Annotated in this window: 12 protein-coding genes and 1 tRNA gene; 9 read left to right on the top strand and 4 right to left on the bottom strand. The window is 73.6% G+C overall.

The genetic code is table 11. The features are described 5' to 3' along the window. Positions 1 to 3: 3 nt before the first annotated feature. Complete coding sequence (locus O7600_RS10835) at positions 4 to 450, top strand: SRPBCC domain-containing protein (protein ID WP_091572600.1); 447 nt, start codon at positions 4 to 6, stop codon at positions 448 to 450. Between the two features lie 138 nt (positions 451 to 588). On the opposite strand, the gene aceE is transcribed toward O7600_RS10835, so the two are convergent. Next, positions 589 to 3,333 carry a pyruvate dehydrogenase (acetyl-transferring), homodimeric type gene (gene aceE / locus O7600_RS10830; RefSeq protein ID WP_348651371.1) on the bottom strand — a complete coding sequence of 915 codons (2,745 nt, stop codon included), beginning with the start codon at positions 3,331 to 3,333 and terminating at the stop codon, positions 589 to 591. A 197-nt stretch (positions 3,334 to 3,530) separates the two neighbouring features. On the opposite strand from aceE, the gene O7600_RS10825 reads away from it, so the two are divergent. Continuing rightward, positions 3,531 to 3,935, top strand: coding sequence for a YjbQ family protein (locus O7600_RS10825; protein WP_176558923.1), 405 nt, complete (start codon positions 3,531 to 3,533; stop codon positions 3,933 to 3,935). A gap of 42 nt (positions 3,936 to 3,977) precedes the next feature. Here O7600_RS10825 and O7600_RS10820 read toward each other — a convergent pair whose 3' ends face one another. Both O7600_RS10820 and O7600_RS10815 read right to left on the bottom strand, forming a co-directional pair. Continuing rightward, the gene (locus O7600_RS10820; RefSeq protein WP_281593475.1) at positions 3,978 to 5,621 is read right to left on the bottom strand and encodes an alkaline phosphatase D family protein; all 1,644 of its coding nucleotides are present in this window, start codon (positions 5,619 to 5,621) and stop codon (positions 3,978 to 3,980) included. Positions 5,622 to 5,751: 130 nt separating this feature from the next. Beyond that, positions 5,752 to 6,522 (bottom strand): AraC family transcriptional regulator, encoded by a 771-nt coding sequence (locus O7600_RS10815; RefSeq protein WP_281593474.1) that lies wholly within the window; start codon positions 6,520 to 6,522, stop codon positions 5,752 to 5,754. A gap of 87 nt (positions 6,523 to 6,609) precedes the next feature. On the opposite strand from O7600_RS10815, the gene O7600_RS10810 reads away from it, so the two are divergent. From O7600_RS10810 to O7600_RS10780, 7 genes are all read left to right on the top strand, one after another. Beyond that, complete coding sequence (locus O7600_RS10810; protein WP_281593473.1) at positions 6,610 to 8,031, top strand: MFS transporter; 1,422 nt, start codon at positions 6,610 to 6,612, stop codon at positions 8,029 to 8,031. A gap of 21 nt (positions 8,032 to 8,052) precedes the next feature. Next, complete coding sequence (locus tag O7600_RS10805; RefSeq protein WP_281593472.1) at positions 8,053 to 8,514, top strand: MarR family transcriptional regulator; 462 nt, start codon at positions 8,053 to 8,055, stop codon at positions 8,512 to 8,514. Between the two features lie 51 nt (positions 8,515 to 8,565). Then, positions 8,566 to 11,112, top strand: coding sequence for a thiamine pyrophosphate-dependent enzyme (locus O7600_RS10800; RefSeq protein ID WP_281593471.1), 2,547 nt, complete (start codon positions 8,566 to 8,568; stop codon positions 11,110 to 11,112). A gap of 111 nt (positions 11,113 to 11,223) precedes the next feature. After that, positions 11,224 to 11,661: a DUF3052 domain-containing protein gene (locus O7600_RS10795; RefSeq protein WP_091572628.1), complete on the top strand. Its 438-nt coding sequence runs from the start codon at positions 11,224 to 11,226 to the stop codon at positions 11,659 to 11,661. A 43-nt stretch (positions 11,662 to 11,704) separates the two neighbouring features. Then, positions 11,705 to 12,172, top strand: a complete 468-nt coding sequence (locus tag O7600_RS10790; RefSeq protein WP_091572632.1) for a peroxiredoxin — start codon at positions 11,705 to 11,707, stop codon at positions 12,170 to 12,172. A gap of 79 nt (positions 12,173 to 12,251) precedes the next feature. Continuing rightward, positions 12,252 to 12,326, top strand: a tRNA-Val gene (locus O7600_RS10785). Positions 12,327 to 12,453: 127 nt separating this feature from the next. Further along, the gene (locus O7600_RS10780) at positions 12,454 to 13,041 is read left to right on the top strand and encodes a hypothetical protein (protein ID WP_281593470.1); all 588 of its coding nucleotides are present in this window, start codon (positions 12,454 to 12,456) and stop codon (positions 13,039 to 13,041) included. 45 nt (positions 13,042 to 13,086) lie between these two features. On the opposite strand, the gene O7600_RS10775 is transcribed toward O7600_RS10780, so the two are convergent. Continuing rightward, complete coding sequence (locus O7600_RS10775; protein WP_281593469.1) at positions 13,087 to 13,251, bottom strand: hypothetical protein; 165 nt, start codon at positions 13,249 to 13,251, stop codon at positions 13,087 to 13,089. Positions 13,252 to 13,357 lie beyond the last annotated feature (106 nt).

Here is a 13,357-nt window from a genome sequence, read left to right as displayed (position 1 = left end):
CTCATGATCCTCGTGGAACGCAGCGCACACGTGGCGGCGCCTGTGGAAGTGGTCTGGGACGTCGTGCAGCGGGCCGAGCAGCTGCCGGCCTGGCTGGCGGGGGTCCGCGCGGCCGAGGTCCTCTCGGGGGAGGGATTCGGCCGGCGACAACTGGTCCAGGCCGGACGCGGCTCCGCGCACGAGGCCGAGGTGATCGCCTACCAGGAGCCGACCCTGATCGGCTGGCGCGAACGGGCCAAGGGCGCGGGCGCCCGGGCCGAGGCGCGTACCGAGATCTACGTCCAGCTGACCGCGGACGAGGAGGACGGTGGCACCGTCGTACGACTGATCGTCGTGCGGTGGCCCGCCGGCCCCGTCAAGGCCGCCCTGCTGCGGCTCGGCCTGCGCCGGGTCGGCGCCGACCTGGAGGACTCGCTGGCCCGGCTGACCGACCTGGCCGCCGTCGGCTGACCGAGCCCGTCCCGGCGTCGCCCGCGATGGTGATGGTCCGGCGTCCCCGCCAGGGACGCCGGACCATCGTCGTCTGTGCCCGAAGTGTTAAGAAGGGGCCCCTTCTCTACCGGAGGCGTTAAGAAGGGGCCCTTCCTTTCAGCTGTCGCCGCCGGTTTCGCCGACCGGGGCGGCGGTGACGTCGTCCAGCGCGTACTTGCGGGCGGCGTCGGCCGGCACGTGGGCCGGCACCGTGCCGCGCAGGGCGAGCTGGCGCAGCGTGGCGACAGCGATCGACTCGGCGTCGACGTGGAAGTGGCGGCGCAGCGCGTGCCGGGTGTCCGACATGCCGAAGCCGTCGGTGCCGAGCGAGGTGTAGTCACCGGGCACCCAGCGGGAAATCAGGTCCGGCACCGCGCGCATCCAGTCGCTGACCGCGACCTTCGGCCCGTCGGCGTCGGCCAGCTTCCGCGCGATGTACGGCACCCGCTGCTCCTCGCCCGGGTGGAGCAGGTTGTGCTCCTCGCACTGCACCGCGTCGCGGCGCAGCTCGGTCCAGGACGTCACCGACCACACGTCGGCGGACACACCCCAGTCCTCGGCGAGCAGCTGCTGGGCCTTGAGCGCCCACTGCATGCCGGTGCCGGAGGCGAGGATGTTCGCCTTCGGCGCGTCGTCACCGACCTGCGGCGCCGGCGAGTAGCGGTGGATGCCCTTGAGGATGCCCTCGACGTCCACGCCCTCCGGCTCGGCCGGCTGGAAGATCGGCTCGTTGTAGACGGTGAGGTAGTAGAAGACGTTCTCCTGCTCCTCGCCGTACATCCGGTGCAGGCCGTTCTCCATGATGTGCGCCAGCTCGAAGGCGAACGCCGCGTCGTAGGAGACCACCGCCGGGTTGGTGGCGGCGAGCAGCAGCGAGTGGCCGTCCTCGTGCTGGAGGCCCTCACCGTTGAGCGTGGTCCGGCCGGCGGTGGCGCCGAGCACGAAGCCCCGCGCCATCTGGTCGGCCGCCGCCCAGAAGCCGTCACCGGTGCGCTGGAAGCCGAACATCGAGTAGAAGATGTACAGCGGGATCATCGGCTCGCCGTGCGTGGCGTACGCCGTGCCGGCGGCGGTGAACGAGGCGACCGAACCGGCCTCGTTGATGCCCTCGTGCAGGATCTGCCCGGTGGTCGACTCCTTGTAGGACAGGAACAGCTCCCGGTCCACCGAGGTGTAGCGCTGGCCGTGCGGCGAGTAGATCTTCTGGGTCGGGAAGAGCGAGTCCATACCGAAGGTGCGGGCCTCGTCCGGGATGATCGGCACCCAGCGCTTGCCGAACTCCTTGTCCTTCATGATGTCCTTGAGCAGGCGGACGAACGCCATCGTGGTGGCGACCTTCTGCTTGCCCGACCCACGCTTGACGTCGGAGAACCGCTCGCTGCCCGGGACGGCCAGCGTCTTGCGCGCGGTGTTGCGCGTGGGCAGGTAGCCGCCGAGCTGCTGCCGCCGGTCCTTGAGGTAGGCGATCTCGTCCGACTTCTCGCCCGGCGTGTAGTACGGCGGGAGGTAGGGGTTCTCCTCCAGCTGCTTGTCCGGGATGTCCAGGTAGAGGCGGTCGCGGAAGAGCTTCAGGTCCTCCAGCGTCAGCTTCTTCATCTGGTGGGTGGCGTTGCGGCCCTCGAAGTGCGAGCCCAGCGTCCAGCCCTTGATCGTCTTGGCGAGGATCACGGTCGGCTGGCCGGTGTGCTCCGTCGCCGCCTTGTAGGCCGCGTAGAGCTTGCGGTAGTCGTGACCGCCCCGCTTGAGGTTCCAGATCTCGTCGTCGGAGAGGTGCTCGACCATCCTGCGGGTGCGCGGGTCGCGGCCGAAGAAGTGCTCCCGGACGTACGCCCCGGACTCCGCCTTGTAGGTCTGGTAGTCACCGTCGGGCGTGGTGTTCATCAGGTTGACCAGCGCGCCGTCGGTGTCCGCCGCGAGCAGCGGGTCCCACTCCCGGCCCCAGACGACCTTGATGACGTTCCAGCCAGCGCCCCGGAAGAACGCCTCCAGCTCCTGCATGACCTTGCCGTTGCCGCGGACCGGTCCGTCCAGGCGCTGGAGGTTGCAGTTGATCACGAAGGTGAGGTTGTCCAGCTCCTCGCGGGCGGCCACGCCGATCGCGCCGAGCGACTCGACCTCGTCCATCTCACCGTCACCGAGGAACGCCCAGACGTGCTGCTGGGAGGTGTCCTTGATGCCCCGGTGGTGCAGGTAGCGGTTGAACCGCGCCTGGTAGATCGCGTTCAGCGGGCCGAGGCCCATGGACACGGTGGGGAACTCCCAGAAGTCCGGCATCAGCCGCGGGTGCGGGTACGACGGCAGCCCGCCGCCGGGGTGCGACAGCTCCTGCCGGAAGCCGTCGAGCTGGCCCTCGCTGAGCCGGCCCTCCAGGAACGCCCGCGCGTACATGCCGGGGGAGGCGTGACCCTGGTAGAAGATCTGGTCGCCACCGCCGGGGTGGTTCTTGCCCCGGAAGAAGTGGTTGAAGCCCACCTCGTAGAGCGACGCGGAGCTGGCGAACGTGGAGATGTGGCCGCCGACGCCGATCTCCGGCCGCTGCGCCCGGTGCACCAGCATGGCGGCGTTCCAGCGGATGTACGCCCGCAGCCGCCGCTCGATGTGCTCGTCACCCGGGAACCACGGCTCCCGCTCCGGCGCGATCGTGTTGATGTAGTCGGTGGTGGTCAGGGACGGCACCCCGACCTGGCGCTCGCGGGCCCGCTCCAGCAGGCGCAGCATGACGTACCGGGCGCGCTTGGTTCCGCGCTCGTCGATGACACCGTCGAGCGACTCGACCCATTCGCTGGTCTCTTCAGGGTCGATGTCCGGAAGCTGGCTCGGCAGACCAGCGGTGATCACCGGGCGCTTGCGTTCCGTAGCCACAGGCGTTCCCTCGGTTCTGTGTGGGATAGGTCTCTAGCGCCATCCTGCCCCCTCGTGGCGCTCGTCGTCACGTCTCCCTCCCCCAGACGCGACGCTGAACACAGGTACCCACCAGTAACTTTGTGCGATCACCGGGTGCGCTAGCCGGCCCCGCCGGCACGCGGCGGGAACCGGCCGGCTGCGGCAGAATGCGCCGTATGCGCAGTGAGGTGATCAGCGTCCGGACCGGGTCCCGGCCGACCGTCCGGGACATCACGGCCGAGGCCGAGCGGTTCGTCGCCGGGGCCGGCGACGGGTTGCTGCACGTCTTCGTGCCGCACGCCACGGCCGGACTGGCGATCATCGAGACCGGCGCCGGGTCGGACGACGACCTGCTCCGGGCGCTCGACGACCTGCTCCCCACCGACGACCGGTGGCGGCACCGGCACGGCTCGCCCGGGCACGGCCGCGACCACGTGCTCCCGGCGTTCGTGCCGCCGTACGCGACGCTGCCGGTGCTCGACGGGCGGATCCAGCTCGGCACCTGGCAGTCGATCTGCCTGGTCGACCCGAACGGCGACAACCCGGACCGCCAGGTGCGCTTCTCGTTCCTCGCCGGCTGAGCCGGCCGGGGCCGGGACGACGCCCCGGCCCGGCCGGACCCGTCACGGGCGGACGGTCTCCGCCTCCACCGTCTGCCGGCCCTGGTCCGCCTCGGGAGCGACGGTCCGCGCCGCGGCCGGCGGCCGGTCGTACGTCAGGTTCAACCCGGGGACCCGGTCCTCGATCACGAACGTGGCCCGGGTGTACGCCGGCGCGTCCGGGCGGCTCACGTACGGGAGCACGTCGAAGTTCGCGGTCAGGTCCCTCGGGGTGATCGTGGTGCGGACGTACCCGCGCAGGTTGTTCTGGAAGCGCAGGTGCGGGTTGAACGCCAGCCACGGGTGCGAGCCGGTGGGCGAGTCCGCGCCGTCCCCGGTCGAGGTGATCGAGGAGCAGACCAGCTCGCTGCCGACCGTGCGCGACGTCGGGTCCGCGTAGTCCAGTTTCAGGTCGCTGGCCCAGTGGGCGTGCACGTCGCCGGTGAGCACCACCGGGTTGCGCACCCCGGCGGCCACCCAGCCCCGGGTGATCCGGTCCCGCGAGGCGACGTACCCGTCCCAGGCGTCCATGCTGGTGACCGTCAGCGGACCGGAGTTGTTGTCCCGCTGGGCGAAGAAGACCTGCTGGCCGAGCAGGTCCCAGCGGGCCTCGGAGCGGCGGAACCCGTCCAGCAGCCACGCCTCCTGCGCGGCGCCGGTGATCGACCGGGCCGGGTCGGACGCCGCCGCGCAGTCCTTGTAGCCGTCGCCGCACGCCTGGTCGTCCCGGTACTGCCGGGTGTCGAGCATGTGGAACGTGGCCAGCCGACCCCAGCGCACCCGCCGGTAGAGCTGCATGTCGATGCCGCGGGGGATCGAGGTGCGGCGCAGCGGCATGTTCTCGTAGTACGCCTGGAACGCCGCCGCCCGCCGGGTGAGGAAGTCCGGGTCGGGCGCCTCGGGCACCTCGTCGGCCCAGTTGTTCTCCACCTCGTGGTCGTCGAAGACCACCACCCAGGGCGCGACCGCGTGCGCCGCCTGCAGGTCGGTGTCGGTCTTGTACTGGGCGTGCCGCTGCCGGTAGTTCGCCAACGTCCGGGTCTCCGGGCCCTCGTGGTCGCGCGGGTTGCCGCCGGGGACGGTGTAGGTGTCCTTGGCGTACTCGTACTGGTAGTCGCCGAGGTGCAGGATCAGCTCCGGCTCGGTCTCGGCCAGCCGGCGGTAGGCGGTGAAGTAGCCGTGCTCGTACTGCGAGCAGGAGACGAAGCCCATGGCCAGCGCGGACGGCATCAGCCACGGCGCCGGGGCGGTGCGGGTGCGGCCGACCGGGGAGAGCCAGCGCTCGGCCCGGAACCGGTAGAAGTACTCCCGCCCGGGGAGCAGGCCGTCCAGCTCGACGTGCACGCTGTGCGCCGACTCCGGCCGGGCCAGCCGTACGCCGCGCCGCACCACGTGCCGGAAGCGCTCGTCGGCGGCCACCTCGAAGGACACCGGCACCACCCGGGACGGCATGCCGCCCAGGCCGTCCTCGGCCAGCGGCTCCGGCGCGAGCCGGGTCCAGAGCACGAAGCCGTCGTGGTCGGGGTCGCCGGAGGCCACCCCGAGCGTGAACGGGTCGCGGCGCAGCGGGCCGGGCGACGCGGCGGCCGCGACCGGCAGGCCGGCTGCCGCGCCGGCGGCGCCGAGCGCCGCGCCGCTGAGCAGGATGGTACGTCGGGACAGTGCCACGGTTTCCTCCCCGGAGTCCGGTTCGTCGACTCCGGGCAGCCTCGCGAGCGTCGATGGCCGTCAGGTGACACCGAGGCGACCGCACGGCACTTTCCGCCGAACAGCGGTCGGCGGACGAAAGGCGGCGACGTCAGCCGAGCAGTCGACGCAGATCGCCCGGCGTGTGGCCGAGGTGGGCGCGGACCGTGCGGGTCAGGTGCGCCTGGTCGCTGAAGCCCAGCTCGCCGGCGAGGTCGGCCAGGCGTACGTCACCCTGCTCGATCCGGTCCAGCGCCCGGGCGACGCGCAGCCGGTTGCGGTAGCGGGTGAGCGGCACCCCGGTGCGGGCCTGGAACTCGCGGCTGAGCCGGTAGGGCGACACGTCGAGCGCCCGGGCCAGCGGGAGCAGCCCGGCGGCCTCCGGGGAGTCGTCGTGCAGCGCCGCCCGGGCCCGCTCCACCAGCCGCCGGCCCGGCCCGCCGCCGCCGTCGACCGGCGTGACGGCGCGCCCGACCAGCCGTACCAGCCGCTCGGCGGCGGCGTGGTCGGGATCGGCGGCGTCCCGCAGCAGGAGCCGGTGGGCCAGGTCCAGCGGGCCGTCCACGTGCACCGTGCCCGGCGCCGGCCGGTCGTCGAACAGCTCCCGCCACAGCCGCTCCGACAGGTGCACCGACGTGCACTCGTCGCCGCCGGCCGGGTGCGCGAACCGCTCCTCCTCGCCCGGGACCGTCAGGTAGGCCACCGTCGACCCGACCCACGTGGCCCCGTGGCGACCGGCCCGCCGGAAGGCGCCCCGCCGGGCCAGCACCAGGCCGTACGCGTCGGCCGGCTCGGGCGCGGACCAGCCGCGGTGGTCGTCCCGGCAGCGCACCACGGTGACCCGGAAGTCCGGTCGGGCCAGCAGCCGGGTGGCGGTACGCATGCGGGTCAGCGTAGGCCGCCGCGACGACGGAAACGCCCCGCAAGGATCGACAAGACCGGGGACGGCCGGCCCGGCAGGGTGGCCGGCGTGACCACTTCGCCCCGCCGACCCGCCGCCCTGCTCGTGGTGCTGCTCACCGGGCAGGCCATGGCTTCCATGGACACCTCGATCACGGCCGTGGCCGCGCCGGCGATCCGGGCCGACCTGGGTGGCTCCGCCGCCGTCCAGCAGCTCGTGCTGGCCGGCTACACGCTCACCTTCGCCGTGCTGGTGGTGGTCGGCGCCCGCCTGGGCGCCCGGCACGGCGGCCCTCGGATCTTCCTGCTCGGCCTGGCCGGCTTCACGCTCGCCTCGTTGGCCTGTGGCCTGGCCCCGACCCCGGTCACGCTGGTGCTCGCCCGCGTGGCCCAGGGCGCGGCGGGCGCGCTGATGGTGCCGCAGGTGCTCGCGCTGATCCGGGCCGCGCTGCCGGACGCGGCCCGGGCGCGCGCGATCGGGGCGTACTCGATGGTGCTCGCCCTCGGCGTCGCCGCCGGTCAGGTCCTCGGCGGGCTCCTCGTCACGCTCGACCTCGGCGGCCTCACCTGGCGGCTGGCGTTCCTGGTCAACGTGCCGGTCGGCGTTGCTCTCCAGATCGTCGGCCGGCGGGTGCTGGCCGGCCCACCGGCCGCGCCGCCCCGGCGGGAACCGCTCGACCTGGCCGGCGCGGCGCTGCTGGCCGCGGCGATGCTCACCCTCGTGCTGCCGCTGGTGCTGGACACGGACACCGGGATCCGCGTCGCCGCGGTGGCCGCCGGCGCCGTCGGGCTGCGGCTCTTCCTCGGGTACGAGCGCAGGCGGGCCCGTCGGGGCGACGCCCCGCTGCTGGACGTGACAGTGCTGCGTCATCCCGGCGTCCCGGCCGGACTGCTCGCCTGCTGCGGGGTGATGGGCTGCTACGCGGGCTTCCTGTTCGTGTTCACCCTGCGGGCGCAGGACGCGCTGGGCCTCAGCCCGCTCGCCGCCGGGCTGGCGTTCCTCCCGTACGCCGCGGGTTTCGCCCTGTGCGGTCTGGCGGTCGCACGACTGCCGGAGGCGACCCGCGCGGTCCTGCCGGTGGCCGGGCCGCCGGTGCTGGCCGCGGTGACGGTGCTCCTCGCCGCGCTCTCCGCCCGGGGTTGGCCCTGGGTGGCCGGCGGCGCGTTGCTGCTGCTCGGCGGCGCGGCGCACGCGGCGGCGTTCAGCCCGCTGGTCACCCGGCTCACCGACGCGGTGCCGGCGGGCGCGGCGGCCGCCCTGTCCGCGCTCGTCTCCACCGGCACGCTGCTCGCCGCCGTGCTCGGGGTGACCGTGGTCGGCGGCGTCCACCTGGCGCTGACCGCGGCCGACCTGCGGGGGGCCGCGCTGGCCCTGCCGCCCGCTGTCGTCACCGCCGGGTTGCTGCTGGCCGGCGCGGTGGCCGCCCGGCGGGCGCTCCGGCCGGCCCGACCGGTCGCGCCGGCGGATATAGTGGAGCAGGTCAATTGTTGATCGGTCACGTACGATCGAGGCATGGAGTCGCCGTCCCCCGACGACCGACCCGGCCTGGCCGGGGACACGGTGCGCCGGATCCTGCACGTCGCCGCCGCGCTGCGGCACCACCAGGACGAGGCGGTCGCCGCGCTGGGGCTCACCCCGGCGGCCGCCCGGGCCCTGCACGAGCTGGACCCGGACCATCCGCTGCCGGCCCGCGACCTCGCCGAGCAGTTGGGCTGCGACCGGTCCAACGTCACCGGTCTGGCCGACCGGCTGGAGCAGGCCGGGCTGGTCGAGCGGCGGGTCGACCCCGCCGACCGGCGGCAGAAGACGCTGGTGGTCACCGGGCACGGACGCGAGGTCCGCGAGCGGGTGGGGCGGGTGATGTCGGACTCCCGACTCCTCGACGGGCTGACCACCGCCGAGCTGGCCGCCCTGCGCGAGCTGGTCTGGAAGATCTCCGACGGCGGCTGCCCCGAGGAGTGCGGCGAGGTCTGAGCCACACCGGGCGGAACGTGTCCGACTGGGCGCGGCGGCCCGGAGTCGGTAATGCTGTCCGACGTGACCACCCCGCACGATCTCGACGACCGGCTCCGCACCGACCTGGCCGCGCTCGGCGCGCCGGAGCGGCGGCGTGACCTGGCCGAGCCGCTGCCCGACGGCGGGCCGCTGACCGGGGCCCACCTGCTGGCCCTGTTCGACGCGCAGCTCACCAGCCGGCTGCTCGACCTGGCCGGGCGCTGGCTGCGCGGCTTCGGCGAGGGCTACTACACGATCGGCTCGGCGGGTCACGAGGGCAACGTCGCGGTCGCCGCCGCGCTCCGGCCGACCGACCCGGCGCTGCTGCACTACCGGTCGGGCGCGTTCTACTGCCTGCGGGCCGCCCAGGCGGCCGGCGACTTCCCGCCCGTCCCGCCGCCCCCGCTTCCCGACGCACCGTCGTCCGACGATTCGGCGGCGCCCCTCCCCGACGACGATCTGGATCCGGCGGCCGGCACCCGTCCGCGGGGTGAGCAGGGCGGTCGGCCAGATGTCGAGGGGATCGAACCGTCGGCCGAGGCCGTGCGGCTCCCGCCCGGAGCCGGCGTGACCGTGGACGCGGACGGCGACGCGACGGTCGGCGTACCCGATCTGCCCCCGCCGGCCCCCGACGACGCCTACGCGGACGCGGCCCGCGACGTGCTGCGCGGAATGGCCGCCTCGGCCGCGGAGCCGATCGCCGGCGGCCGGCACAAGGTCTTCGGCCGGGCCGACCTCGCGGTCGTGCCGACCACCTCCACCATCGCCTCGCACCTGCCCCGGGCGGTCGGCCTGGCACTGGCCCTGGAGCGTCCGCGCCGGGGCGGTCCGCGCGCCGACGGCGAGCCGGCGGCGACGTCCTGGCCGGCGGACGCGGTGGTGGTCTGCTCGTTCGGCGACGCCTCGGTCAACCACGCCAGCGCCACCGCCGCGTTCAACACCGCCGGCTGGTACGACCACGCCGACGTGCGGGTCCCGGTCCTGTTCGTGTGCGAGGACAACGGGCTCGGCATCAGCGTGCGCTCGCCCGAGGGGTGGGTGGCGGCCACGCTGCGGTCCCGGCCCGGCATCCGCTACTTCGCCGCCGACGGGACGGACGTGGTGCAGAGCCACCGGGTGGCGGCCGAGGCGGCGGACTGGGTGCGCCGGCACCGCCGGCCCGCCGTGCTGCACCTGGACACGGTCCGGCTGATGGGCCACGCCGGCGCGGACGCGGAGACCGCGTACCGCAGTCCCGCCGAGATCGCCGCCGACGCGGCCCGGGACCCGCTGCTGGTCACCGCGCGGCGGCTGGTGGAGGCCGGGTACGCCGGCGGCGAGGACCTGCTCGCCCGGTACGACGAGCGGGGCTGGCAGCTGCGCCGGATCGCCGAGGAGGTGCTCGACGAGCCGAAGCTGGCCTCCCCGGTCGAGGTGGTGGCGGAGTTGGCGCCGCGTCGGCCGGCGCGGGTGTCCCGGGCGGTCGCGGAGGCGGCGGCCCGGGCGGTGGGTCCGGGCGCCGCCGCCCGCGCGGAGGCGTTCGGCGGCAAGCCGCCCGAGCTGACCGGGCCGCTGACGCTGGCGCAGAGCATCAACGCGGCGTTGGCCGACGGCATGCTCGACGACCCCGGGATGGCCGTCTTCGGCGAGGACGTCGCCGTCAAGGGCGGGGTGTACGGGGTCACCAAGGGGCTGCGGGACCGGTTCGGCGCGGCCCGGGTGTTCGACACGCTGCTCGACGAGACCTCGATCCTCGGGCTCGGGCTGGGCGCCGGGCTGGCCGGCATGCTGCCGGTGCCGGAGATCCAGTACCTGGCGTACCTGCACAACGCCGAGGACCAGCTGCGGGGCGAGGCGGCCAGCATGCGCTTCTTCTCCCGGGGCGCGTTCCGCAACCCGATGGTGGTGCGGGTGGCCGGCCTGGCCTACCAGGAGGGCTTCGGCGGGCACTTCCACAACGACAACTCGGTGGCGGTGCTGCGCGACGTGCCGGGGCTGGTGATCGCGGTGCCGGCCCGGCCGGACGACGCCGCGCCGATGCTGCGGACCTGCCTGGCGGCGGCGCGGGTGGACGGCAGCGTGTGCGTCTTCCTGGAGCCGATCGCGCTCTACCACGCCCGCGACCTCTACACCGAGGGCGACGGCGAGTGGACCGCCGGGTACGCCGAGCCGGGCGCCTGGGCGGACCGGCACGTGCCGGTCGGCCGGGCCCGGGTGTACGGGGTCGGCTCGGCCGAGGACCTCACCGTCATCACCTTCGGTAACGGGGTGCGGATGTCGCTGCGCGCCGCGGCCACCCTCGCCGACGAGGGGATCGGCACCCGGGTGGTGGACCTGCGCTGGCTCGCCCCGCTGCCGGTGGCCGACATCATCCGGGAGGCCTCCGCGACCGGCCGGGTGCTGGTGGTGGACGAGACGCGGCGCTCCGGCGGGGTGGGCGAGGGGGTGCTGGCCGCGCTGGTCGACACCGGGTACGTGGGGGCGGCGCGCCGGGTGGCGGCACTTGACTCGTTTGTACCATTAGGTCCGGCTGCCCGTCAGGTTCTGGTCTCGGAGGAGGCCATCACCCAGGGTGCCCGTACGCTGCTGGCACGGTAAATTCCGTTCCACCCGGTGCGCCACTTGCGCGGCGAGCCGCAACTGTGTGGACTGGGCGCGACGGCGTCGCACGACGCCACGAGCAGGGATGAGATGAGGAGGCACGCGACAGTGAGCGCGACCGCTGGTCAGGCCGCCGACGGGGTACGCAGCCTGGCGGACCGGTTCGGGATCGAACCGGGCATGGTCGTCATGGAGATGGGCTACGACGACGACGTCGACACCGATCTCCGGGACGCCCTGACCGACCGCTGTGGAGAGCTTGTCGACGAGGACACCGACGAGGTGGTCGACGCGGTTCTGGTCTGGCACCGCGACGGCGACGGTGACCTCTTCGAGCTCCTCGTCGACGCCCTCGGGCCGCTGGCGGACAACGGGGTGGTCTGGCTCCTGACGCCCAAGGCGGGCCGGGACGGCCACGTCGAGCCGAGCGAGGTCGCGGAGAGCGCGCAGACCGCCGGCCTCCAGCAGACCTCCACCATCAACGCCGGCCGCGACTGGAGCGGCGCCCGCCTCGTGCTGCGGCGCGGGTCGAAGAGCAAGAAGTAGGGTCTCCCTGATCATTTCCAGACCCGATCCCGAGGGAGCGCGCATGCCCATCGAGGTTGGCGCCGAGGCGCCGGACTTCCTGCTCAAGGACCAGAACAACCAGGAGGTCCGGCTCTCCGACCTCCGCGGTCGCAAGACCGTGCTGCTGGTCTTCTACCCGCTGGCCTTCACCGGCATCTGCCAGGGCGAGCTGTGCGAGGTGCGGGACAACCTCAACGAGTACGTGAACGACGACGTCCAGGTGCTGACCGTCAGCGTCGACTCGGTCTACGCCCACAAGATCTGGGCCGACCGGGAGGGCTACCAGTTCCCGCTGCTGGCCGACTTCTGGCCGCACGGCGCGGTCGCCCAGGCGTACGGCGTGTTCAACGAGGTCGCCGGCATCGCCAACCGGGGCACGTTCGTCATCGACAAGGCCGGCGTGGTCCGGTTCGCCGAGATGAACATGCCCGGCGAGGCGCGCGACCAGCAGGGCTGGCGCAAGGCGCTGGCCGAGGCCGTCGCCGCCTGATCCACCCCGGGCACGTCGTTCGACCGGGTCGGAGGCCGGCAGGTAAGCTTGCCGCTCCGGCCCGCCGTTCGGGCGTTCCGGGCGCGTAGCTCAGTGGGAGAGCACTCGCCTTACAAGCGAGGGGTCGCAGGTTCGAAACCTGCCGCGCCCACCACACACCGCCAGCGGGCGACGGCAGCGGTAGCAGTCATGAAAGCCGCCTGTCGAGGTTGCCAAGGGCGGCCTGCCGGCGAGGCCGGGGCTCCAGGTGGTGCGTTCCGCCGGCGTCGGAGGACAACGGGATGCTCTCGGACTACCAACAGCGGCTGCGGGCGAGGTTTCTCGCCGCTGAGGTCGTCGCGCCGCCGGAGCCATGGCGGCACCTCGACCGGACGCGCCGGTGCGTACCGGTGGGCGGGCTGCAAGGCGTCGGCTTCGGTGCCCACCCGCGGACCGGCGTCGACCTGCTGATGGTCGTCTCGACGGACGGCTTCGGCCTGATCGACGCGACAACGGGTGCGACGATCGCCCGGGACCGTGACCCCGACCCCGACGACGCGTCACCGTCCGGGCCGGACCTGGCCTGTCCGGGCATCGGCGTGCTGGTGGGCACGCGGGTACGCGTCGCCGGGTTGTTCGGCGGTGGCCTGCACGTCACGACCGGCGACGGGTGGACCGTCGACGTGGTGGCGCCCGAGTGGCCGAACCATCGTGTCCTGCTGTCCGCTGACGGCGGTGCCTGCAAGGGCCCACCCGGCACGTCCTGGTGGCACGTCTTCCACGCCGACTACTCCGAACTGCGCGCCGTCGGCTTCTCCCCGTCCGGCCGAACCCTGGCGATCGCCACCAGCAGCGACGTGACACTCATCGTCCGCCCCGAGTTCGCGTGAGGGCTCGGGACGCGGGTGCCACGTCCGGCGACGTGGTCGCGGCGCTCACAGGCGTCCGCGTTCCCGAACTGCGGCCTCGAAGCGCAGCAGCAGCCCGCTGACCAGCGTGACGGCGGCCACGAAGCGCCACTCGGGGAAGCCGCGGGAGGAGGGCTTGACCTCAAGCGTGGTTGAGCGACGAGCGTCGTCGTCATGCGCCGACTCATCCATGTGATCCGCGACGTTCTGGCAGTACGCGGTAGGACGGAGTGGAACCGCACCGCACGTGTTGTGGCGGCGGCCGATCCGACCGTACCGCCGCTGGCTCGTCTCCTTC

This window comes from Micromonospora sp. WMMA1998, from assembly GCF_027497375.1.
In the GTDB taxonomy this organism is placed as follows: domain Bacteria; phylum Actinomycetota; class Actinomycetes; order Mycobacteriales; family Micromonosporaceae; genus Micromonospora; species Micromonospora sediminicola.
This window is presented reverse-complemented; position numbering and strand designations above follow the sequence as displayed.